Origin of the sequence: Kibdelosporangium aridum (assembly GCF_900176515.1) — a bacterium.
GTDB classification, from domain to species: domain Bacteria; phylum Actinomycetota; class Actinomycetes; order Mycobacteriales; family Pseudonocardiaceae; genus Kibdelosporangium; species Kibdelosporangium aridum.
The window spans coordinates 54,335-74,945 of record NZ_FWXV01000021.1; the positions used below are offsets into that span (position 1 = coordinate 54,335).

Below are 20,611 nucleotides of genomic sequence, written 5' to 3' on the forward strand. Positions count from 1 at the left end.
GACGGCGAACCCGCACAACAGCAGCCCAACGCAAAGCGATTGCCCCGCTTGCATTCCCGTTCGTCCGACGCGACCGGAGAACCCCACCGGTCACAATGGAACCCCCACCCTCTACAACGAACTGTCCTACCCAACCGCACCCCAAGCCGCCCGCTGGTCCGAGCGCAAAGCACCCAGCGCTGAGTCCGTTAGCCCAAGCGCAACGCTCCCGCGCTGAGTCCGTTGGTCCAACCGAAACGCCCCCAGCGCTGGTTCAGAAGGAACACGCACCGTGGGGGGCATGGGGGGCTCGGCCCCCCAAAACAAAACGAAGCGAGCCATGGAAGGTGCCTCAGCACCGACCATGGCTCGCCTACTCGCGTAGCGGGGACAGGATTTGAACCTGCGACCTCTGGGTTATGAGCCCAGCGAGCTACCGAGCTGCTCCACCCCGCGTCGTTGTGTTTAGAACTCTACATGGCGCTGTCGAGCCGTTTTCACCGGGGGTCCGTGACAGGAAAGGTGGGGTCTTCGTCATTGCGGTCACCTGCGGGTTTGAGCACGATGAGGGCATGTCGAAGCTCGTGCTCATCCCCTTGTTCGACGGGATCCAGAGCCTCGACGTGACGGGTCCGCTCGAGGTTTTCACCGGAGCAGCGCGCTACGCGGGCCGAAACGTGTACGAGGTGATCACCGCCTCGGTTGGGGGTGGCGTGATCCGTAGCTCGAGCGGGCTGCGGATCACACCCGACATAGACCTGCACGCGGCACCGCAACCACACACTCTCATCGTTCCCGGCGGATACGGGACGTTGGACGGCCAACCCGAGTTGGTGGAGTGGTTCCGTGAGCACGCCATGAAGGCGGAACGAGTGGTGTCGGTGTGCAGCGGCGTGTTCCTGCTCGCCGAGGCGGGACTGCTGTCAGGCCGCCGCGTGACAACGCATTGGTCGGCCTGTGAGTTGCTGGCCCGTCAGCACCCGGACGTCGAGGTGGATCCGGAGCCGATTTTCGTGCGGGACGGGAAGATCTCGACTTCCGCGGGCGTGACCAGCGGCATCGATCTGGCGTTGGCGTTGGTGGAGGAGGACCTCGGCCGCGAGTGCGCGTTGATCATCGCCAGGCATCTGGTGATGTACTTGCGAAGGCCCGGAAACCAAACCCAGTTCAGCGCACCGTTGACGCTGCAAGCCGCCGAACGCCAACCGTTGCGCGAAGTCCAGCAATGGATCATCGACCACCCGGGCTCGAAACTGTCGGTGGAGGCGTTGGCAGAACGAGCCAATCTGTCACCGAGGCAGTTCGCCCGAGTCTTCACAGCGGAAACAGGCATGACGCCCGGCCGCTATGTCGACCGAGTCCGTCTCGAAGCCGCCCGCCGCCTCCTCGAAGACACAACGGCCGGAATCAGCCGCATCGCCCGCGACTGCGGCTACGGCACCCCAGAGACCATGCGCCGAGCCTTCATCCGCGCCCTAGGCGTCTCCCCCGCCGAATACCGCCGCAGGTTCTAAGGAGACGTCCTTTGTCACCAGAGAGGCCCCAAGAGGAAGTGAGCACGACGCACCACCCTGCACTAACGCGCCATAAAGGACGGCGGCGATCCGTATCGCCACTGCCGTAGGCCGCTTCCCGCAGGCGGATCACCGCCGCACCACCGCAAAAGCCGCCTAACGAGCCCAGACACCCCCGAAACATCCCTAGGCATCCCCCACCACTCCCGGGGGGCGTCCCCAGGCCAGTCTATCGCCGAGGCATGATCAACAGCCGGCTGCGCAAGAGCTGTGGACAACCAGATTTGCCAACGATCCCCTCGCCACACCACAACCACGCGCGCGGCAAAGCCGCGCACGTTAGCCCAAGCGCAACGCCCCCAGCACTGTTGGCCCAAGCGCAACGCCCCCAGCACTGTTGGCCCAAGCGCAACCCCCCAGCACTGTTGGTCCAAGCAAAACGTGCCCAGCGCTGGGTCAGAAGAAACACGCACCGTGGGGGGCATGGGGGGGCTCGGCCCCCCAAAATAAAGCGAAGCGGCCCCTGCGAAGTTGCAAAGCAACTGAGCAAGGGCCGCCCGGCCGAGTAGCGGGGACAGGATTTGAACCTGCGACCTCTGGGTTATGAGCCCAGCGAGCTACCGAGCTGCTCCACCCCGCGTTGGTTGCTTTTAGCTTACTTGGCCGTTGCGGGGTGGAGCAAATCGGGTGGCTCTTTGGTGTCTTACCGCCTTAGTCGGAGCCGTTTTTGGTGTTTTTCGTCACCTGTCAGCCGCCGCCTTGGGGCGTTGGCGTTGATGGCGGCGCGCTGGGTGACGCCGACGTCGGTGGCGGTGCCGCTGCTTTGGCTTGTTCGTACTTCTTCAGCGCGGCGTCGAGTTCTTCGATGGCTTTCCCGAGTTCTGCCAGGCCACCGGTTTGTTCCGCGGACCTGACCTTGGCCACTGCCGTGTTCACGTCGGCGATGGCTTGGTTGAGCTCAGGTGATACGCCGCCGACTGCCGGCGGTGCGGGTGTCGATGTTCCTGGCGGTCCCGATGTTGTCGGCGGCGTGGTGCCTCCGCCTTGCCCGGGTTGGGTTGTCGAGGATCCGCTGCCCGCACCGAAGACCTGGTCGAGTGCTTCGGAGAGTGTCGCGGCGAATCCGACCCTGTTCTTGTATGCCACCAGTACTCGGGCGAGCTGGGGGAAGGCGTTGATGTCTTTCTGTTTCAGGTAGACCGGTTCGACGTAGATCAGTCCGCCGCCGACTGGGAGGGTCAGCAGGTTTCCGTATTGCACGTCGACACCCGTGTTCTGGAACAGCGTTCTTTCCTGGGTGAATTTGTCCGTTGTCCGCATTTGGTTCTGGACCTGGTTCGGACCGGGTGTCACGTCACCTTGTGTCGGTAGTCGCAGCACCCTGAATTGCCCGTAGTCGTCCGGTTCCGAGGACACCGATACCCATGCGGCCAGGAATTGCTGCCTGAACGCGGTGAGTGCGCTTGTCACCTGGAATGACGGCCTGGCCTGCCCTGGCGCTTGGGCGAGGACGTAGTACGGCGGCTGCTTGGCCGCGGTCCCGGTCTCGCCGCCTTCCTTGGTCGGGTCGGAGGGCACGTCCCAGAAGGTCAGCGTCGAGTAGAACTCCTGCGGCGTGGTCACGTGGTATTTCGCCAGCAGGTCACGCTGGACCTTGAACAGGTCTTCCGGGTACCGGAAGTGTTCCCTGAGCGACTGCGGGACGGACGAAGCCGGCTTCACCGTGCCGGGGAAGACACCGGACCAGGCCTTGAGCACCGGGTCGTTCTCGTCGATGCCGTACAGCGTCACCGTTCCGTCGTACGCGTCGACGGTGGCTTTCACCGAGTTACGGATGTACCCGATCCTGCGGTCCTGCTGACGCGGCACACCGGCGAGCGAGTCGGTGGTGACCTGGCCCAGCGAGGTGGACTGCGAGTACGGGTAGTTGTCCAACGTGGTGTAGCCGTCGACGATCCACTGGATCCGGCCATCCACGACCGCGGGGTACGGGTCGGTGTCCACCGTCAGCCAAGGCGCTGCCTTCCGGACCCGCTCGCGCGGGTCACGGTTGTACATGATCTTCGAGCCTTCGCTGATGGCGGTGTTGAACAGGATGTTCCGCTCGCCTTCGTAGGCGGCGAACACCAGCCGGTTGAACAGGCCGTCGATCGGGACACCACCGGCGCCCTTGTACAGGTACTTGCTGTCGCCTGGCGAGTCGTACTCACCCTGCGCCTCACCTGGGGTTCCGCCGACGATCGCGTACGTGGTGGCCAGCTCGCCGTAGTAGATCCGCGGTTCGGTGACCGGGATGTCCATCTTGGCTTTGGAGTTGATCGCGTTCAGGTCGCTGACCGTGAACACGGGATAGCCACCTTGCTGGCTCGCACTGGTCGACGCCGTACCGCCGACCGGGGTGGGCGCGCGGTCGATCGTGTTCGCGGGCGCGGCCACGAAGCCGTTGCCGTGCGTGTAGACCATGTGCCGGTTGATCCACGAGTTCTGCTGCTCGGTCAGGCCCGAGGTCTTGATCTCGCGGACCGCCACGACGTAGTCCTGGACCTTGCCGTTGACGTTGTACCGGTCGACGTCCAGCTTGTCCGGGAAGCCGTAGAAGTTGGCCCTGGCCTCGCGCTGGGTGAACGTCGGCGACAGGATGGCCGGGTCGAGCAGCCGGACGTTCGGGATGGTGCCCGCGTCGTTGCGGATCAGGGCCGCGGACGGCTCGGTCGCACCCGCCTTCGGATAGTCCTCGATCTTGACCTTGTCGTCGGTCAGCCCGAAGGCCTCCTTGGTGGCCGCCAGATTTCGTTCGATCGACTTGGCTTCCTTCTCGTTGGCGTTCGGCTTGACCGAGAACTGGTCGAGGATCGCCGGCCACGCCGTGCCGACCAGCAGGCCGGACAGTACGAGCAGGACCAGCGCGATCGCCGGGAGCTGCAGGTTGCGCAGGAACGCGCCGACGAAGAACGCGATGGCGCAGAAGATCGCGATCGCCATCAGGATCAGCTTGGCCGGCATCACCGCGTTGAGGTCGGTGTACGTGGCACCGGTGAAGGTCTCGTTGCGGCTGGAGTACAGCAGCTCATACCGGTCGAAGAAGTAGTCGACCGCGTAGACCAGCACGAACAGGCCCGCGACGGTGGAGAGGTGCACCCTGGCCGGGCCGGAGAGCTGACCGCCGCGACCGGCGAGCCGGATGCCGCCGAAGATGTAGTGGACGACCACCGCGCCGATGAACGCGATCACGAGGGCCACGTAGAACCAGCTGATCAGCCACTCGTAGAACGGCAGTTTGAAGGCGTAGAAGCCGATGTCGATGCCGAATTCCGGATCGGTCTTGCCGAACGGGACGGCGTTGAACAGCAGCTGCACCCGCTGCCAGTCACCCTGCGCGGCCCATCCGGAGAACAGGCCGACGATGACCGGCAGGCCGATGCCGAACAGGCGGACCCGCTGCACGATGGTCGAGCGGTATCTGGCGAGCGGATCTTCCGTGCCGGACACCGGTACGAACACCGGACGGGTGCGATAGGCGATGATCAAGCTGATCGCCAGCAGTCCGCCGACGAAGATGGCGACGCTGAAGAACAACCCGATCCTGGTGAGGATCTGTGTGGTGAACACAGACCGGAAACCGACCTCGCCGAACCACAGCCAGTCGACATAGGTGTCGATCAGCCGCGCGCCGACGATGAGCAGAAAGACGATCACCGCCGCGATGGTCAGCAGGATGCGGCTGCGGCGAGACAGCTTCGGCAAGCCGATCGAGGGCCGAGAGGCCACTGGACACGCTCCTGAATAGCGATCTTGAGTCTGGCCGACAGCCGTGCTGGGAAACAGCTGTCCTAGATGTCCAACTCTACGGACGGTGTTCCGGTTCCCGTCACCGGCCGCTGGAATGCGACGATGACCGCCGTGTCGAGCAACTCTGATGCCTTGCCCGCGCTCGCCGAAGAGGTCGAGCAGTTCGTGGCCGCGGCGGGCTGGGACCAGCCTGTCCAGCTGTTCGCCCTGGTCCCGACGGCCGAACTGCTGCGCATGCAGCCGGAGCTGGCCGGTCAGCTCGATGCCGGATCGGCACTGACTCCGATCGCCCAGGATTCGTTGCCAGATGGTGACCTAGGCGCGGCGCTCGCCGGGATCATGTGGCCGGACGCCGTGCGCGGATGCGCATTGGTCCAGGAGATCGTCGTACTCCCGCCAGAGGCCGAGGCGCAGATGAACGCCTCCGACCAGGACGAGGAGAAACTGCGTCAACTGGCGGCCGAGCACCCGCAGCGCCAGGAAGCCCGCCTGGTAGCCGCCGTCCTGCGAGACGGCGGCGAGGCGTGCGTCATGCGCCTTCGTGACCACGATGACCTGCTGAAAGGCCCCGACCTGGCGCCCAACCTGACAGCGGCCCTGCGCGCGACTTTCACCTGATCAACCCTCGTGGGTGTTCCGGCCGGTTCTAACCGGCCAGAACACTCACGGTCTCTTTCAGCAGCCTGGAACCGGGCGTCCGGCCTTGCGGTCCTCCAGTGCCTGTACGGCTCCGGCCAGGTTGTCGACCTTGATCAGCTGCAGGCCGGGCGGCGGGTCTGCCTTGGCCTCGGCGCAGTTCGCCGCGGGCACCAGGAACGTCTTCGCGCCGTCCTCGGCCGCCGCGACCAGCTTGAAGCCGATGCCGCCGATCGGGCCGACGTTGCCCTTCACGTCGATCTCCCCGGTACCGGCGATCGGCTGGCCACCGGCCAGGTCGTCGGGGGTGAGCCGGTCGATGATCGCCAGCGAGAAGATCAGGCCGGCCGACGGGCCGCCGACGTCCTGCAGGTGGATCGTGGTCTTGAACGGCACGTCGGCGCGGTCGACGCCGCGGATGCCCATGTAGCCCTGCTGCCGGTCGGGCGCGGAACCCAGCGTCACCGAGACGGTTCGCTCCTGGCCGTTGCGCTGCAGCACGACCTCGATCGTCTGGCCAGGCTTGGTCGACTCGACCGCGGCGACGACGTCTTCCTGCTGGACGATCTGCTTGCCGTTGACCCGCAGCAGCCGGTCCCCTGGCTCGATCACGCGGTCCGCGGGCGCGCCCGCGGTGACCTCGCTGACCACGACCTTCACCGGGTGCTTCAGGAACCGCATGGCCGCCACCTCGGCGTCACTCTGCGAATCCTGAAAAAGTTTCACGTTTTGCTGCTGAACCTCGTCCTCGGTCTGACCAGGCTTGATGTACTCCTCGCGAGGCGCGAGCGCGTACCGCCCGCTCACCCACAGGCCGAACGCGCTGAACAGCGTGACCTCACGCTTGAGCGACACAGTCGTCATTCGCAGCTGGCCGGTCGTGGAATACGTCTGCGTCCCGTCGACCTGCACGATCTGCGTGTTCTCGACCGCGCCGAGCGTGTCATACGTGGGTCCCGGGCCGAGCGCGACGAACGGAACGGGCACGAACGCACCCACCAGACCCAGCGTGATCACGATCAGGAAACTCAGTAAAACCGTCCAGCCGCGCCGGGAGATCTGCCAGCGTTCATCCCGCGCCCGCTTCTCCGCGGCTGCGTCGGTCTCAGGCGTCGCCTCTTTGCTGGGAGTACTCACGAGGCAACAGCCTACGACTACGACACCCCGCGTACCGTGGAGGTATGAACGACCTCCCCTTCGGCTTCAACCTGCCGGAGCCCGATGACAAAGGCAAGAAGAACCCGTCCGGCCAAGGCCAGGGCGGCGGGCAGGAGAATCCGTTCGACCAGCTCGGTCAGATGCTGAGCCAGCTCGGCCAGATGCTGAGCCAGGCGGGGTCGTCCACCGGCCCGGTCAACTACGACCTGGCGAAACAGATCGCGATGCAGCGGCTCGCGGAGACCGAACCCGCCGGTGCGGAGTCGCCGGAGGCGGTCGCCGACGCGGCACGGCTGGCGGAGGTGTGGCTGGACGCCGCGACGATCCTGCCCGCGGGTGCCACGTCGACCAAGTCGTGGACCGCGAAGGACTGGGTGGAGAAGACCCTGCCGACCTGGCAGCGGCTGTGTGACCCGGTGGCCCGGCGGATGTCCGGAGCCTGGGTGGAGGCGTTGCCTGCCGAGGCCAAGGAAGCGGCCGGTCCGCTGCTGTCCATGGTCGGCCAGATGGGCGGGATGGCGTTCGGATCGCAGCTGGGCAACGCGTTGGCGCAGCTCGGCGCCGAGGTTTTGACGTCGACCGACATCGGTCTGCCGCTCGGCCCCGAGGCGACGGGCGCGCTGTTGCCCGCGAACATCTCGAAGTTCAGCGAAGGCCTCGAGCGGCCGGCCAGCGAGGTTCTCGTGTTCCTCGCCGCCCGTGAGGCCGCGCACCAGCGCCTGTTCGCGCACGTCCCGTGGCTGCGGCAGCGTCTGCTGGCGACTGTCGAGGAGTTCGCCAGCGGTATCACGGTGGACACCTCGGCCTTGGAGCAGCTGGCGTCGCAGGTCGACCCGGCCAACCCGCAGTCGATCGAGCAGGCCATGCAGTCCGGCATGCTCGAGCCGCAGACCACGCCGGAACAGCAGGCCGCCTTGGCGCGGCTGGAGACCTTGCTCGCGCTGGTCGAAGGCTGGGTGGACGTCGTGGTCGCGGACGCCGTCGGCGACCGGCTGCCCGGCGCCAACGCGTTGCGCGAGACGCTGCGCAGGCGCCGTGCTTCCGGCGGTCCCGCCGAGCAGACGTTCGCCACGCTGGTCGGCCTGGAACTGCGGCCCCGCAAGCTGCGTGCCGCCGCGTCGTTGTGGCTGATTGTCGGTGAGAAGCACGGCATCGAGAAGCGTGACGGCGTCTGGGCGCACCCGGACCTGGTACCCACCGCCGCCGATCTGGACGAGCCGCTGGACTTCGCCGACCGGGTCGGCGCGACCTCGGACATGGACCCGATCGCCGAGCTGGAACGGACTGAGAAGAAGAAGGACGAAGACGAGTCCTGATACGAGCTGGGGGTCGTCCCGCGCGCGGGACGACCCCCAGCTCGTTCAGCCCCTAGTCCTCGAGCATCGGCCCCGAACCCGCGGCAGCGGCAAGGCCCTCGAGATAGCCGATGGCCCGCTCTGTCTTGGGATAACGCTGCACAAGGCCCCAGAACTCGTGGTCATGACCTGGCACAAGCAGGTGCGCGAGTTCGTGCACCAGCACGTAGTCCAGGACCCACGACGGCACCTCCCTCAGACGCTCGCTGACGCGAATGGTCCGGTCAACGGGCGTGCAGGATGCCCAACGCGTCCGCATTGGTGGCACCCAACGAACACTCAGTGGTACGGCTTCGCCGTTCAAATGTCGCGATGAGAGCTCCGCACACCTGGCGAGCAGCGCGCTGTCCGACGTCCGCGCCGGGGAGCGGCGACGGGACTCGCTACGCAGTAGGCGACGTTGCATCTCGGCGACCCAATGCGCTTCTTCTCTCTTAGACATCCGCGCAGGCAGGAGGACGATCAGAGCATCGCCCTCCCGATACGCGGTCACTGTCCGAGTACGCCGCTTACTGCGACGTACTTCGACGACTGGTTCGGCCACGCGACAACCGTACGACCACCCACCGACAATTTGGGAGACTGCCAGGAGGGTGACCTTCTACCCACAGCCCCCTGTGGACAAAGGTTTGGCATGTCGTGGATCCCTTGCCAGCCTTGAGGTATGTCACATGGCGGAAGGTCGCTGCCACGCCGGCCGAAAGTGCTCACGGGCCTGCCGGTACTGCGTCGCGGCGACGACGAAATCCAGCTCGGACTCGATCCACGGCACGCAGTGGTGATCGGCGGAGTAACCAAAACGGTTGCGGAGAGTATTCAGAATCTGGACGGTCACGTGCGTACCAGACAGTTGCTGGACAAAGCGCCGCCGGACGATCGGCCGACGCTGTCCGGGTTGCTGAGCGAGCTGCACGAGCTCGGCCTGATCGAAGACGTCACCGAGACCGCGATGCCGGCGCGGCTCGCCCCGGACGCGACGACGTGGTCGTTGCGGACAGGCAACCAACCGGGCCAATTGGCCGCCACCAGAACGAAATCGTCCGTTCTCGTGCACGGCTCAGGGCGGCTCGGCCTGGCCGTGGCCCAGTTGCTCGTGACCGCGGGTATCGGCGCGGTCGAGCTGGACGCGGACGGTGTCGTCGAGGCCGAGGACACCGGCTGCGGGTATCGAGATGAGGACATCGGCAAACCGCGGGCCGACGTGGCGCGTTCGCGGCTGCCTTCCGCGCGCGTGACCGACCCGGATCTGGTGGTGTTGACCGACGCCGCAGTCCCGACGCCGGAGTTCGTGACGAGTCTGCTGTCGCGGTCCGTGCCGCACCTGAGCGTGCGGGTCCGTGAGGGCATCGGGATCGTCGGACCGTTCGTGGTGCCAGGGCGCAGCAGCTGTCTTGGCTGCGCTGACTTGCACCGAGCCGATCTCGACCACGAGTGGCCCGCGGTCGCGGCACAGTTGGTCGGCCAACGGCAGCATGCCGACCTCACATGCGCGCACGCGACCGCTGCATTGGGCGCTGAGCAGGCGATGCGTGCGCTGGAATGGCTGTCCGTCGGCGGTACACGGCCACCGATTTGGAATGGGACCATCGAGCTTGATCCGTTCCATGGCAAGTTGGAACAGCGGCCGTGGCCGCCACATGTGTTCTGTTCGTGTGGCGCCCGTCAGTGAAATAGCTGCGAGATGGGCGTTCTACAGGGGAGAATCACCTAGTGAACGAGATGCCGCGCAAGGCCGTCGCCAGAACGGCACGGCTCGCCAGCCTCCCGTTGGGGGTCGCCGGCCGGGTGGTCGGTGGCTGGGGGAAACGACTTGCCGGGCAGGACGCTGCCGAGGTGAGCGCCCAGGTGTCGGCCAAGACCGCCGAGCAGCTGTTCGCGGTGTTGGGCCAGCTCAAGGGCGGTGCCATGAAGTTCGGCCAGGCCCTGTCGGTGTTCGAGGCGGCGGTGCCGGACGACATGGCGGCGCCGTACCGGGAGGCGCTCACCAAGCTGCAGGCGGCGGCGCCGCCGATGAGCGCACGGGCAACGCACCGGATGCTCGCCGAGCAGTTGGGCCGGTCGTGGCGGTCCAGGTTCGCGGAATTCGACGACACCCCAGCGGCCTCGGCGAGTATCGGCCAGGTGCATCGCGGAATTTGGCACGACGGACGCCCGGTCGCGGTGAAAGTGCAATATCCCGGTGCCGACGAGGCATTGATGTCCGATTTGCGGCAGCTTTCCCGGTTTAGCCGATTGTTTCAGGCCTTGGTGCCGGGGACCGAGATCAAGCCGTTGTTGGCCGAGCTGACTGCGCGGATGACCGAGGAGCTGGACTACCGGCAGGAAGCGGACAACCAGCGCAGGGTCGCGGCGGCGTTCGACGGCGACGAGAACTTCATCGTCCCCAAGGTCGTCGCCAGCGCACCGAAAGTGCTGGTCAGTGAATGGGTGGACGGCATCCCGCTCGCGCGGATCATCCGCGAGGGGGTCATGGAGGACCGTGACCACGCCGGCTATCTGCTGGCGTTGTTCCACTACTCGGCGCCCGCACGGGCCGGGATGCTGCACGCCGATCCGCACCCGGGCAACTTCATGCTCGCCGATGACGGCCGGATGTGCGTGATCGACTTCGGCGGGGTGGCCCGGTTGCCGGGCGGGACGCCGGAGCCGTTGGGGCGGCTGATGCGGTTCGCCATGGAAGGGGACTCCAAGAGCCTGTACGAGACCCTCCGCGAGGAGGGTTTCGTACGTCCGGGCACGCAGGTACCCGCCGAGCACGTGCACGCCTACCTGGCGCCGTTCATCGAGCCGCTGCTGACCGAGCGGTTCCACTTCACCAGGCAGTGGATGCAGGCGCAGGCCGAGCGGGTCGGTGACCTCGGTGGGCAGGACTTCCGCACGGGGCGGTCGCTGAACCTGCCGCCGCAGTACCTGCTGATCCACCGGGTGCTGGCGGGCACGACCGGGATCCTCTGCCAGCTGGACGCGGAGTTGCCGGTGCGCGAGATCGTCGAAGAGTGGCAACCCGGTTTCAAGGCCTGACCTGGAGAAAACCAGAACGAATCGACCATAGCCCCAGCGGAGTTATCCACAGCTGAACCCGGCGCCCTTTCCGACCCAAGCCCAGATCCGCAAGATCGAAGCATGACCGAAAACGCCGAATCAGTAGTCCGCCGCAGCACATTGATGGCCGCGGGCCACTCCAACTACTCCGTCGCCCTGCGCTGCCGTCCGGATGGTCCATGGCAGCAACTCCTGCCCGGAGTGCTGTTGTTGAAAAGCGGTCCGCCGACCAGACGACAACGGGTGAAAGCCGCCGTCCTCTACGCCGGGGACGACGCGCTGATCACCGGCATCGAATCCCTCCGGGCACATGGCTTGCACGCGTTCGATACCGACGAAGTGCACATGCTCGTGCCCGGAACCCGCCGTTTGTCCTCCCGTGAATACGTGCGCGTGGAACGCACATCCCGAATGCCACGAGCCCGGATCATCAAAGGACTCGCCTTCGCCCCACCACATCGCGCAGCAGTGGACGCCGCACGCCGTATCCGAGACCCGTCGGAGAGACGGGCATTGCTTTTCGCGCCAATCGACGCAGGCCTCTGCACAATCGAACAAGTCCGCGCCGAGATCGACGGCGGCGCCCAACGCGGCACCGCAGCGCTGCGAGAGCTTCTGCACGAAGTATTGACCCCACCGCTGACAAGCACAGTCCACCAAGGCTGGGCCAAACGCGTGATCAGAGAGGCCCCCTTGCCCGCACCGGAATGGGACGTCCCAATCCACACCGCGACCGGACAAGCCATTGGCATCGCCGACGCATGGTGGGACAGCGTGGGCCTCGCCTGGGATTTCGGCAACCAACGCGACCGATGCATCCGCCGACGAGAGGAGGCATTCACAAAGGCGGGCCTGATCTTCGTCCGCACCACAGTCGCCGAGTTGCGCAGCAATATCGACGCCATCGTCCTCGCCCTAGCCCACGCCTATCTCAAAGCAGCCAGCCGCCCCCGCCCACCCGTACACGCACTGACATGACCTCAACAACGACCCGCCCACTTCAAACCCCACCATGACCTCGCCCCAACCCACATCAACTTTCCCCACCGCCATCCCCCAACCCACCTCAACTCCCAACCGGTATCTGAAGCCCAACCCCTCCTCTCAAGCCCAGCCATCACCTCGACCCGAACCCACCTCAACCTCGGACCGTCACCCCTATGCCCGGGAGCCACCGATGAAGCCAAGCGCATGCCGACCACCATTGCCCGCAACCCGAGGTCGAAGATCGCCCGGAAGCAGCGGCACAACCTCCTGAATCCCCACATTCAGCCCGCAGCCCCTGGCGAACAGAGGTGTTGTCGGCAGCGCTGGTCTGAGCACCGGATGCAGTTCCCGCCCGATCTGGCCCGCTGCTGGTCCCAACATCGCGGCAAGCTTCCCGCCCGGCCTGACTGGCGCTCGTCCCGGCCGTCAAGGCAACCCCTTCCACTGGAAAGCCGCAAAGCTCTGCCCGAACCAAGCCCTTCCGCCAGACCCGGCTAACCCGCCTGGACCTCTTGCGCCGGGATCGCCACAGATCCCACCGGACTAATTCCTCTTGAGAACCTCCCGAGTGAGACGACTAAGCGCGAAGCGCCTTACGCACCAACACAACACCAGCCACCAACACTGTCCTCAGGCAGGCCAACCGACCAGACCTCTCCCAGGAGCGCACCAGTGAACACCTCTCCGTCCGCCCCGGACCAATCTCAAGCATTCCTCGCCGAGCCAGACAGACCCCAGCACCGAGCTGAGCTGGCGGAGACCCCATACGAAGACAAAACTTGTCGGGCGCGTGTGTCGATCCGGAGGGCAAGCGTTCGTGTAGGGGGTGAAGTCCGATTCAAGGAGGACGAGCCATGCAGCAGTACATGTTGACCATCTACCAGCCCGACGGCGATCCCCCACCGCCTGAGGTGCTCGATCCGATCATGCGGGAGCTGGACGCGCTCAACCAGGAGCTGAGGGATGCCGGTGCCTGGGTGTTCGCCGGCGGGTTGCACCCGCCGGGAACGGCGACGGTGTTGCACCACAAGGACGGCGACACGCTCGTCACTGATGGGCCGTTCATCGAAGGGAAGGAGCACATCGGCGGGTTCACCGTCATCCAGGCGCCCGACCTGGACGCTGCGCTGGAGTGGGGGCGCAAAGTCGCGAAAGTGATCGGGCTACCGATCGAGGTCCGGCCGATGTACTGGGGGCACTGCTAAGCCGATCACCAGTACTCCTCGGGCAGCTTGCCTTCGATGTCCCGCACGTGTGCCCGGGCGCACGCCGGGCACAGCCAGGTCAGGCGGTCTTTGGATCGCTCGGAAACCCAAGCCAGAGCCTCCATCGGTGTGGCGGACGACTTCGATCTGCCACACCGGGAGCACGTCGCTTCACTCACCCGGAGAACATAGAGCATGCCCGCTCAGTGGGACGCGGGTGAATGCGCCGCAGGCCCACCGGGCTCTCGCCTGCCCAGGTTGACCGTGCCTGAGGCCAGGTAGAACAGGTCGTCGCGGGCGCCGACGAACGCGGGGTCGGCCGGATCGAGCAGACGCGCGAGCGCGGTCCGGTCGTCCTCGGCCAACCGGTCGGCACCGACCTCGGCCATGAACGCCAGCCATTTCACCACTGCCGCGCGCACTTCGTCGGAAACCGGTGCGGGGTGGTCGATCAAGTAACTGAAGGAGGTGACGCCGGTCAGTCCAGCGTCCACAAGGGATCGGGTCCAGCCGACTGGGAGCCGCACGGAACCGGGGATGTCCGCGCGCATCTGAGCGAACCATGCTTTGGCACCGGCGGTCAGCCGGTCGATGAGCCCTGGCTCGCCGACGCCCAGATCCCAAGGCAGGCATTGGGTTCCGAGCCCGCCTTCGGCCAGCGCGAGCCAGCCGCCCGGGGCGAGCAGGCCGGCCAGCCGGTTGACGCCCTGCTGCTGGTCACGCAAGTGATGCACGACCGCGGCAGCCCATACCAGCTCGGCGGCTGGCACCTGGGTGCCGAGTTCGTCGCTGGCGGCGTCGCCGAGCACGGTGTCCACTTTGACTGTCGCACCTGGACCGGACAATGCGGCGTGGACGTGATCGGTTGCGGCGTCGAGAAGTTCTTCGACGGCGTCGACCAGCACGAGCCGCCCACCGCCGTTCGCTCGTAGGGCGAGGCCAAGTTGCGCGGCCATACCGCCCGCACCGGAACCGATGTCGATGACGGTGGCTCCTGGTTTCAGCATGGTGACCAGGCGATCGGCTGTGCTGCGGTACGCCTGTGCGGCAATGGCGTCGCGGCGTCGCAGGTCGGCGAGCCGTGCGGTCCAGTCGAAGTCGTCGTGAGTGTGCACGCCCATGCCGTCTACTTAACCAAAAGACGGGTGCTCGTCCGAAGACGAGCACCCGTCGGCAGGTTCGCTTGGTTAGAGCGAGGATGACGCGCGGTCAGCGTGCTTGGCTGCCCACTTCGACACCCGGTTCCACCGCTTCGCGGCGGTCAAACGGCGGACCAGTCGCAGCTTGCTCGCTGCCTGTTCCGCCTCGCGCATTCGAGATCTCGCGAGATCTTCGTAAAGCAACATCGTGGTGACTCCCTTGGGGATGGCTGTGTATTCGGTGATCGGGGTCATGCCGCTGCCCCCTGCGCGCTCGCCGCGACAGTTGCGTCCTTACGCGGACGGCCACGCGGCCTCTTCCGCGCGATCACGACACCGCGCTCGAAGATCTCGCCACCCCAGACGCCCCACGGCTCGTGCCGTGCGACCGCTCCGGCCAGGCACTCGGCCCGGACGGGGCAGCTTCCGCAAAGCGCCTTCGCCTTCTCGAGGTCGGCAGGTGCCTCTGCGAACCAGAGGTCTGGGTTGGTGGCTGAACGGCAAGGCAAGTCGAGCCCTGCCAGGGGTGCAGCGTCGAGCAGGCCGGTCATTCCCGCCTCCGCCAGGTCGATGGGGTTGTCAGGTGATCTGTCCTCAGCACGAGGGACAGCGATCGGAGACATGAGGTGGAGCTCCTGTCATTTATCTGTGGTGTGCTGGTTTTCTTTGTGGGACAACAAAAAACACGAAGGCCGCGGATCCGATTCCGGGTCCGCGGCCTTCGTGAGCCTTGAGGGTTCCTGACCTAGGTCAGGTCCTTCTGCGCTCCTGCGCGGACAGGGAAGTACGGGAAATCGCCAGTTCGGACCGTGCGCACACTGGTCCCCTGGATCGAGATCGGCTTGGGCGCGACCATGACGCCGCCCCGGTTCCTCACGGCGGTCAGCTGCTCAGTCGGCTGCCATTTGGCATGCGCGGAGGAGCCTGGAAACGACAGGAGGCCGGGAGCGTCACAGATGAGTGCGTAGTTCTTCACCGTTGACTCGCCCCCCTTCTCGACCGTCGTCTCCGCCGGAGACTTCGAAAATCTTCGGGCCTTCTCGACCCGGCTACTGCAGGTTATTGGTGGTACTGGTGTCCCCGCAACAGGTTTTTGACAGAATCCCGTGACGCCGGTCACACTGCCGCCCGATCGGGCGACATAGACCGCCAACCAGGGCATTTACTGTTGCGTAGCGGTCACAGGCAGTCCACCGCGCCAGCTACGCAACCACAGGGCGACCCAATTGGACAAGGAACTTTCGCTCGATCAGCTCGAGAACGACGTATGGGGCCCAGCCCCAGCCGACGCGACCAGTCTGATCAGGACAGTGCATGACCTGCGGCGCAAGCCGATCGGCGACCTCGAAGCCGGCGACATCCGAATCCTGCTCGGCCAGCAGGAAGGCGTCAGCGCGCTGACGCCACTCGCCCTGGAATTCCTGGAGTCAGATCCACTGCAGGACACCACTTACTACGCGGGCGACCTCCTGGTGGCAGTGCTCGGCGTCCCAAAGTCCCATTGGACCGCGAACCCCGCCCAGCACGCGCGGATCAGGCAAATCATCAAGCGCGCCAAGCACATGCTTGAACTCGACGAAGACCTCTCAACGCCGATGAAGCCGGTGGAGAAAGCCATCGAGAACTTCGCCTGAGTACTCGGCCAGGCGACGACCGTTACCCGAGCGCCCACCGAGGCGTTCACAGGCATTCACCAGCATTCGTGCCAACTGGACCGTCTCGCCACCGCACGCTTCAAGGTTGCGAACGCCCCGAAACATTCGCGCGAGAACTCGGCCAAGTGACGCCTCTTGCCCAAACAGCCTCAGGCATCCCCAACTGGATCACCTCATTGCCCAGCACAAAGCTGCAAAAACCCGCCGCAACTCACGCGGTCAAGCCGAGCTACCGCTCGCCCCGCAGCCAGCCGAGCCACTGACCAACCATTCGAGCACGTGCTTGCGAACGTCGTCCGCGCTAAAGTGAACTAGTCGTTTAGTTCAGTTCCGCGTCACTGGAAGGACCACACTGTGACCACGACGGCTCAAGCCTCGGGGACCTTCGCGATCGGCGGAGATCTCACGGTCAACCGCCTTGGCTTCGGGGCCATGCGGATCACCGGACCGGGTATCTGGGGTGACCCGAAGGATCCCGACGAGGCGTTGCGCGTACTGCGCCGGGCGATCGAGCTCGGCGTCAACTTCATCGACACGGCCGACGCGTACGGGCCGTTCGTGTCCGAGCTGTTGATCAAAAAGGCGCTGCACCCGTATCCAGAAGACCTCGTCATCGCGACGAAGGGCGGCTTCACCCGGCAGGGCCCGGGCAAGTGGATCCCGGTCGGCCGGCCCGAGTACCTCAAGCAACAGGCCGAACTGAGCCTGCGCCACCTGGGACTCGAGCGCATTGACCTGTACCAGCTGCACCGCATCGACCCGGCTGTGCCATTGGCCGACCAGATCGGCGCGCTCAAGGAGTTGCAGGCGGAAGGCAAGATCCGGCACATCGGACTGAGCGAGGTGTCCGTCGCGGACGTCGAGGCGGCGAACAAGATCGCGCCGATCGTGTCCGTGCAGAACCTCTACAACCTGGCCAACCGGTCGGCCGAGGAACTGCTGGACTACTCCACCGCGCACAACATCGGCTTCATCCCGTGGAACCCGCTCGCGGTCGGCCAGCTCTCCACGGAAAGCAGCCCGCTGGCCAAGTTCGCCGAGCAGCACAAGGCGACGCCCTCGCAGCTGGCACTTGCCTGGCTGCTGAAGCGTTCACCGGTGATGCTGCCCATCCCGGGCACGTCCACAGTGGCGCATCTCGAGGACAACATGGCCGGTGCGGAAGTCGAGCTCACCGACGACGAGTTCGAAACCCTGGCAAAGGCGGTGTGATCAGGGCCGGGATCACGACCAAACTCAACCTGATCGCCCAGGAACAGCGGACCTGGCGCGACCTTTCGACCTCGACGGACCACGACGATGCCGGTGTCTAAGTCGCAGGGCATCCAAGCCCTGCCCAGCGGTGCACGCAGCCAGCGGGTGCACGAGTCCGCCCTGGCAGCCGCTGTCGACCTGCTCAAGGAAGGCGGCCTGAGCGCGGCGACCTGCGACGCGGTCTCCGCACGCTCTGGCGTGAGCAAGGCGACGATCTACAAGCACTGGCCGTCCAAAACGGCCATCGCAGCAGAGGCGTTCGGCCGATGGATGGGCGAGGCCCTTCCCCTGCCGGACACCGGCACAGCCGTCGGTGACCTGACCGAGCAGGTCCGTCAGGTGAGCGCGTTCTACGCGGCCCAACCGGTGTTCGCGCAGCTCCTCGCGGCGTGTGTCACCGATCCCACAGGCGCGCCTTACTTCCGGCACTTTTTCCTCGCCGACCGTCGCAAGGCGGTCGCGACGCTGTGGCAACGGGCAGTCGATCGTGGCGAGGTGAAACCGTCGATCGACGCGGAGACGGCCACCGACATCTTGTTCGGCCCGTTGATCTTCCGGGTGATGACTGGCCACAAGCCGCTCACCCAGGAAGAGGCCGACAAGATCGTGGCCGCGGCGCTCGGCGGACTACTTCGCTGACCCGTTGTTCACCAGCGCAAGCACGTCCTCGCCGAACCGGTTGAGCTTGGCCGCGCCGATCCCGGAGATCGAGACCAGGCCAGCCGGGTCGGTCGGGCGTTGCTCCGCGATCGCCATCAGGGTCGCGTCAGTGAAGACAACGTACGCAGGAACCTTGAGCTCCTTGGCACGCGTCATCCGCCAGTCGCGCAGTTTGCTCAGCAGCTCCTCGTCGACGTCCGACGGGCAATCCGTGCACCGCCCCAGTTTGGTCGCGACCGTACCGACCAGCGATCGGCCACAGACGCGGCACGACAGCTTCGCCGCCGGGCCCTTGGTGTGGTTGTGGTTGTTGTCCCGCCGCACCAACCGGGCCGTCGGGTGATCGTCCGGGATCAGGCCATAAAGGAACCTGCAACGCCGCCGGTGCCGACGCCCGCCCGGCGAGCGTGACAACGACCACGACAGCCAGAGATGTTCGCGAGCACGCGTCACCCCGACGTAGAGCAGTCGGCGTTCCTCCTCGATCGCGGGCTCGTCACCGTCGGCGAACTGGATCGGCAACGTCCCATCGACCAGCCCGATCAGGAAAACCGCGTCCCATTCAAGGCCCTTCGACGCGTGCAACGACGCCAGCGTCACTCCCTCGACCGTCGGCGGATGCTGCGCAGCCGCACGCGTTTCAAGTTCGGCGACGAACCTGGGCAGGTCCGCGCCCTGCACCGTGGCGGTCAGTTCCTCGGCCAACTCCACAATGGCCAGCAACGATTCCCAGCGCTCTCGCGCCGATCCACCGGTCGGCGGTTCGGCGGTCAGCCCGACCCGCTCCAACGTCCGCCGGACCAGATCCGGCAATTCGCCCTCGGGCGCGTCCGCGCTCGCCATCCGCAGTGCCGACATGGCCTGCCGGACCTCTTGGCGCTCGAAGAACCGCTCCCCACCGCGCACCAGGTATGGGATTCCGGCCTCGGTCAGTGCCTGCTCGTATGCCTCGGACTGCGCGTTGACCCGGTACAGCACGGCGATCTCACTCAGCGGCGTGCCCGCGTCCACCAAGTCCTTGATCCGCTCGGCAACGGCCGCCGCCTCGGCCGGCTCGTCGTCGTATTCATGGAATTGCGGCACCGGACCGGCCGGCCGCTGGCCGATCAGCTTGAGCCGCGAACCCGCGGGACGATCACGCGCCGCCGAGATGACCTGGTTGGCCAGCGTGACCACCTGCGGAGTCGAGCGGTAGTCACGTTCCAGTCGGATCACGCTCGCCTCGGGAAAGCGCCGTGTGAACTCCAGCAGCGGCCGCGGCGACGCACCCGCGAACGAGTAGATCGTCTGGTTCGCGTCGCCAACCACAGTCAGGTCGTCGCGTTGCCCGAGCCAACCGTCGAGCACGCGTTGCTGCAGTGGCGTGACGTCCTGATATTCGTCCACCACGAAACAGCGGTAGCGCTCATGGAACTCCTCGGCGACCTGAGGGTGCTCCTCCAGTACGGCCGCGGTGTGCAGCAACAGGTCGTCGAAGTCCAGGAGTTTCGCCCTGTTCTTGAGTTTCTCGTAGCCCTGGTAGACGGCGACGACCTGCTCAGCGGGCACTGGAGGCGTGCGATGCCTGCGCCGGATCGCATCCGGGTAGTCGTCCGGCGAGACCAGCGACGCTTTCGCCCACTCGATCTCGCTGGCCAGGTCACGCAGCACCTCGACCTCGGTGGGCGCACCGACCTTGTGCGCGGCCTGGCCGATCAGCCGCAGCTTGCCCTCGATCAGATTCCACGGCGCGTCACCGACCACCCGCGGCCAGAAATACCGAAGCTGCCGCAATGCCGCACTGTGAAACGTCCGCGCCTGCGCCGCCGGAATGCCCAGCGCCCGCAACCGGGTGCGCATCTCACCGGCCGCGCGGTTGGTGAACGTCACAGCGAGGACCTGACCTGCGGAGACGTGCCCGGTATGGCAGAGATAGGCGATCCGATGGGTGATCGTCCGTGTTTTGCCTGTGCCCGCGCCGGCGAGTACGCAGACCGGTCCGCGCGGGGCCTGCACTGCCGCGCGCTGCTCCGGATCCAGGCCCTCCAGGAGGTTTTTTTCTGCTTCGCCGACCATGATTTCATCCTGACAGAGCCCGTCTCGGAGCCGTCAACGCGTTGGGCGGGCGTGTCGGTGCGAACGGTCCGTTCGCAAATCTAGTTGTCCACAACCACCCAGTAACCCTTTGACCAGCCCTTATCCCGAGTAGACTGGGTTCGGGGTCGCCCCCCGGGAGTGGTGGGGGCTGTCTTCTCGGCG

20 protein-coding genes and 2 tRNA genes are annotated in these 20,611 nt (G+C 65.9%); 10 read left to right on the top strand and 12 right to left on the bottom strand.

Annotated elements, in window-relative coordinates; genetic code table 11:
• Positions 1–361 precede the first annotated feature (361 nt).
• A tRNA-Met gene (locus tag B9C43_RS53015) sits at positions 362–435 on the bottom strand.
• A 116-nt stretch (positions 436–551) separates the two neighbouring features.
• On the opposite strand from B9C43_RS53015, the gene B9C43_RS53020 reads away from it, so the two are divergent.
• Positions 552–1,493 carry a GlxA family transcriptional regulator gene (locus B9C43_RS53020; protein WP_084434786.1) on the top strand — a complete coding sequence of 314 codons (942 nt, stop codon included), beginning with the start codon at positions 552–554 and terminating at the stop codon, positions 1,491–1,493.
• Between the two features lie 566 nt (positions 1,494–2,059).
• Here B9C43_RS53020 and B9C43_RS53025 read toward each other — a convergent pair.
• Together B9C43_RS53025 and B9C43_RS53030 are read right to left on the bottom strand one after the other, a co-directional pair.
• Positions 2,060–2,133: transfer RNA gene (locus B9C43_RS53025), tRNA-Met, on the bottom strand.
• Between the two features lie 107 nt (positions 2,134–2,240).
• Positions 2,241–5,261, bottom strand: coding sequence for a UPF0182 family protein (locus B9C43_RS53030; RefSeq protein ID WP_033391710.1), 3,021 nt, complete (start codon positions 5,259–5,261; stop codon positions 2,241–2,243).
• A 123-nt stretch (positions 5,262–5,384) separates the two neighbouring features.
• On the opposite strand from B9C43_RS53030, the gene B9C43_RS53035 reads away from it, so the two are divergent.
• Complete coding sequence (locus tag B9C43_RS53035) at positions 5,385–5,900, top strand: PPA1309 family protein (protein WP_084434787.1); 516 nt, start codon at positions 5,385–5,387, stop codon at positions 5,898–5,900.
• Between the two features lie 57 nt (positions 5,901–5,957).
• On the opposite strand, the gene B9C43_RS53040 is transcribed toward B9C43_RS53035, so the two are convergent.
• The gene (locus B9C43_RS53040; protein WP_084434788.1) at positions 5,958–7,055 is read right to left on the bottom strand and encodes a YlbL family protein; all 1,098 of its coding nucleotides are present in this window, start codon (positions 7,053–7,055) and stop codon (positions 5,958–5,960) included.
• A 44-nt stretch (positions 7,056–7,099) separates the two neighbouring features.
• Here B9C43_RS53040 and B9C43_RS53045 point away from each other — a divergent pair, with 44 nt between their 5' ends.
• A complete protein-coding gene (locus B9C43_RS53045) occupies positions 7,100–8,392 on the top strand; it encodes a zinc-dependent metalloprotease (RefSeq protein WP_084434789.1) in 1,293 nt (430 codons plus the stop codon).
• A gap of 52 nt (positions 8,393–8,444) precedes the next feature.
• Here the strand turns inward: B9C43_RS53045 and B9C43_RS53050 are convergent, their stop codons facing one another.
• Together B9C43_RS53050 and B9C43_RS59325 are read right to left on the bottom strand one after the other, a co-directional pair.
• On the bottom strand, positions 8,445–8,975 hold the full coding sequence (locus B9C43_RS53050) for a M48 metallopeptidase family protein (RefSeq protein WP_033391706.1): 531 nt from the start codon (positions 8,973–8,975) through the stop codon (positions 8,445–8,447).
• Between the two features lie 123 nt (positions 8,976–9,098).
• Entirely contained in the window at positions 9,099–9,266 is a 168-nt protein-coding gene (locus tag B9C43_RS59325; RefSeq protein ID WP_235039367.1) for a hypothetical protein, read from the bottom strand.
• Between B9C43_RS59325 and B9C43_RS53055 the strand changes: the two genes are divergently transcribed.
• The 4 genes from B9C43_RS53055 (at position 9,267) to B9C43_RS53070 (ending at position 13,665) form a co-directional block, all read left to right on the top strand.
• The gene (locus tag B9C43_RS53055) at positions 9,267–10,100 is read left to right on the top strand and encodes a ThiF family adenylyltransferase (protein ID WP_235039368.1); all 834 of its coding nucleotides are present in this window, start codon (positions 9,267–9,269) and stop codon (positions 10,098–10,100) included.
• A 5-nt stretch (positions 10,101–10,105) separates the two neighbouring features.
• Complete coding sequence (locus B9C43_RS53060) at positions 10,106–11,452, top strand: ABC1 kinase family protein (protein WP_407657193.1); 1,347 nt, start codon at positions 10,106–10,108, stop codon at positions 11,450–11,452.
• A gap of 102 nt (positions 11,453–11,554) precedes the next feature.
• Positions 11,555–12,451, top strand: coding sequence for a hypothetical protein (locus tag B9C43_RS53065; protein WP_084434791.1), 897 nt, complete (start codon positions 11,555–11,557; stop codon positions 12,449–12,451).
• Between the two features lie 863 nt (positions 12,452–13,314).
• Complete coding sequence (locus B9C43_RS53070) at positions 13,315–13,665, top strand: YciI family protein (protein ID WP_033391699.1); 351 nt, start codon at positions 13,315–13,317, stop codon at positions 13,663–13,665.
• A gap of 5 nt (positions 13,666–13,670) precedes the next feature.
• On the opposite strand, the gene B9C43_RS53075 is transcribed toward B9C43_RS53070, so the two are convergent.
• The 5 genes from B9C43_RS53075 to B9C43_RS59860 form a co-directional block, all read right to left on the bottom strand.
• Positions 13,671–13,844, bottom strand: a complete 174-nt coding sequence (locus B9C43_RS53075; protein ID WP_380144540.1) for a hypothetical protein — start codon at positions 13,842–13,844, stop codon at positions 13,671–13,673.
• A gap of 24 nt (positions 13,845–13,868) precedes the next feature.
• On the bottom strand, positions 13,869–14,786 hold the full coding sequence (locus B9C43_RS53080; protein ID WP_051897379.1) for a class I SAM-dependent methyltransferase: 918 nt from the start codon (positions 14,784–14,786) through the stop codon (positions 13,869–13,871).
• Between the two features lie 66 nt (positions 14,787–14,852).
• Positions 14,853–15,059 (bottom strand): hypothetical protein, encoded by a 207-nt coding sequence (locus tag B9C43_RS53085; RefSeq protein WP_084434792.1) that lies wholly within the window; start codon positions 15,057–15,059, stop codon positions 14,853–14,855.
• A complete protein-coding gene (locus B9C43_RS53090) occupies positions 15,056–15,355 on the bottom strand; it encodes a WhiB family transcriptional regulator (protein WP_200826121.1) in 300 nt (99 codons plus the stop codon). The genes B9C43_RS53085 and B9C43_RS53090 overlap by 4 nt, the downstream gene beginning before the upstream one ends.
• Positions 15,356–15,549: 194 nt before the next feature.
• Positions 15,550–15,681: a hypothetical protein gene (locus B9C43_RS59860; protein ID WP_268811641.1), complete on the bottom strand. Its 132-nt coding sequence runs from the start codon at positions 15,679–15,681 to the stop codon at positions 15,550–15,552.
• Between the two features lie 349 nt (positions 15,682–16,030).
• Between B9C43_RS59860 and B9C43_RS53100 the strand changes: the two genes are divergently transcribed.
• The 3 genes from B9C43_RS53100 to B9C43_RS53110 all read left to right on the top strand — a co-directional run bounded on the left by B9C43_RS53100 (position 16,031) and on the right by B9C43_RS53110 (position 18,352).
• Positions 16,031–16,438 (top strand): contact-dependent growth inhibition system immunity protein, encoded by a 408-nt coding sequence (locus B9C43_RS53100; RefSeq protein WP_084434794.1) that lies wholly within the window; start codon positions 16,031–16,033, stop codon positions 16,436–16,438.
• 375 nt (positions 16,439–16,813) lie between these two features.
• Entirely contained in the window at positions 16,814–17,671 is an 858-nt protein-coding gene (locus B9C43_RS53105; RefSeq protein WP_084434795.1) for an aldo/keto reductase, read from the top strand.
• 93 nt (positions 17,672–17,764) lie between these two features.
• On the top strand, positions 17,765–18,352 hold the full coding sequence (locus B9C43_RS53110) for a TetR/AcrR family transcriptional regulator (protein WP_200826117.1): 588 nt from the start codon (positions 17,765–17,767) through the stop codon (positions 18,350–18,352).
• On the opposite strand, the gene B9C43_RS53115 is transcribed toward B9C43_RS53110, so the two are convergent.
• On the bottom strand, positions 18,341–20,428 hold the full coding sequence (locus B9C43_RS53115) for an ATP-dependent DNA helicase UvrD2 (protein ID WP_084434797.1): 2,088 nt from the start codon (positions 20,426–20,428) through the stop codon (positions 18,341–18,343). The genes B9C43_RS53110 and B9C43_RS53115 overlap by 12 nt on opposite strands.
• Positions 20,429–20,611: the final 183 nt, after the last annotated feature.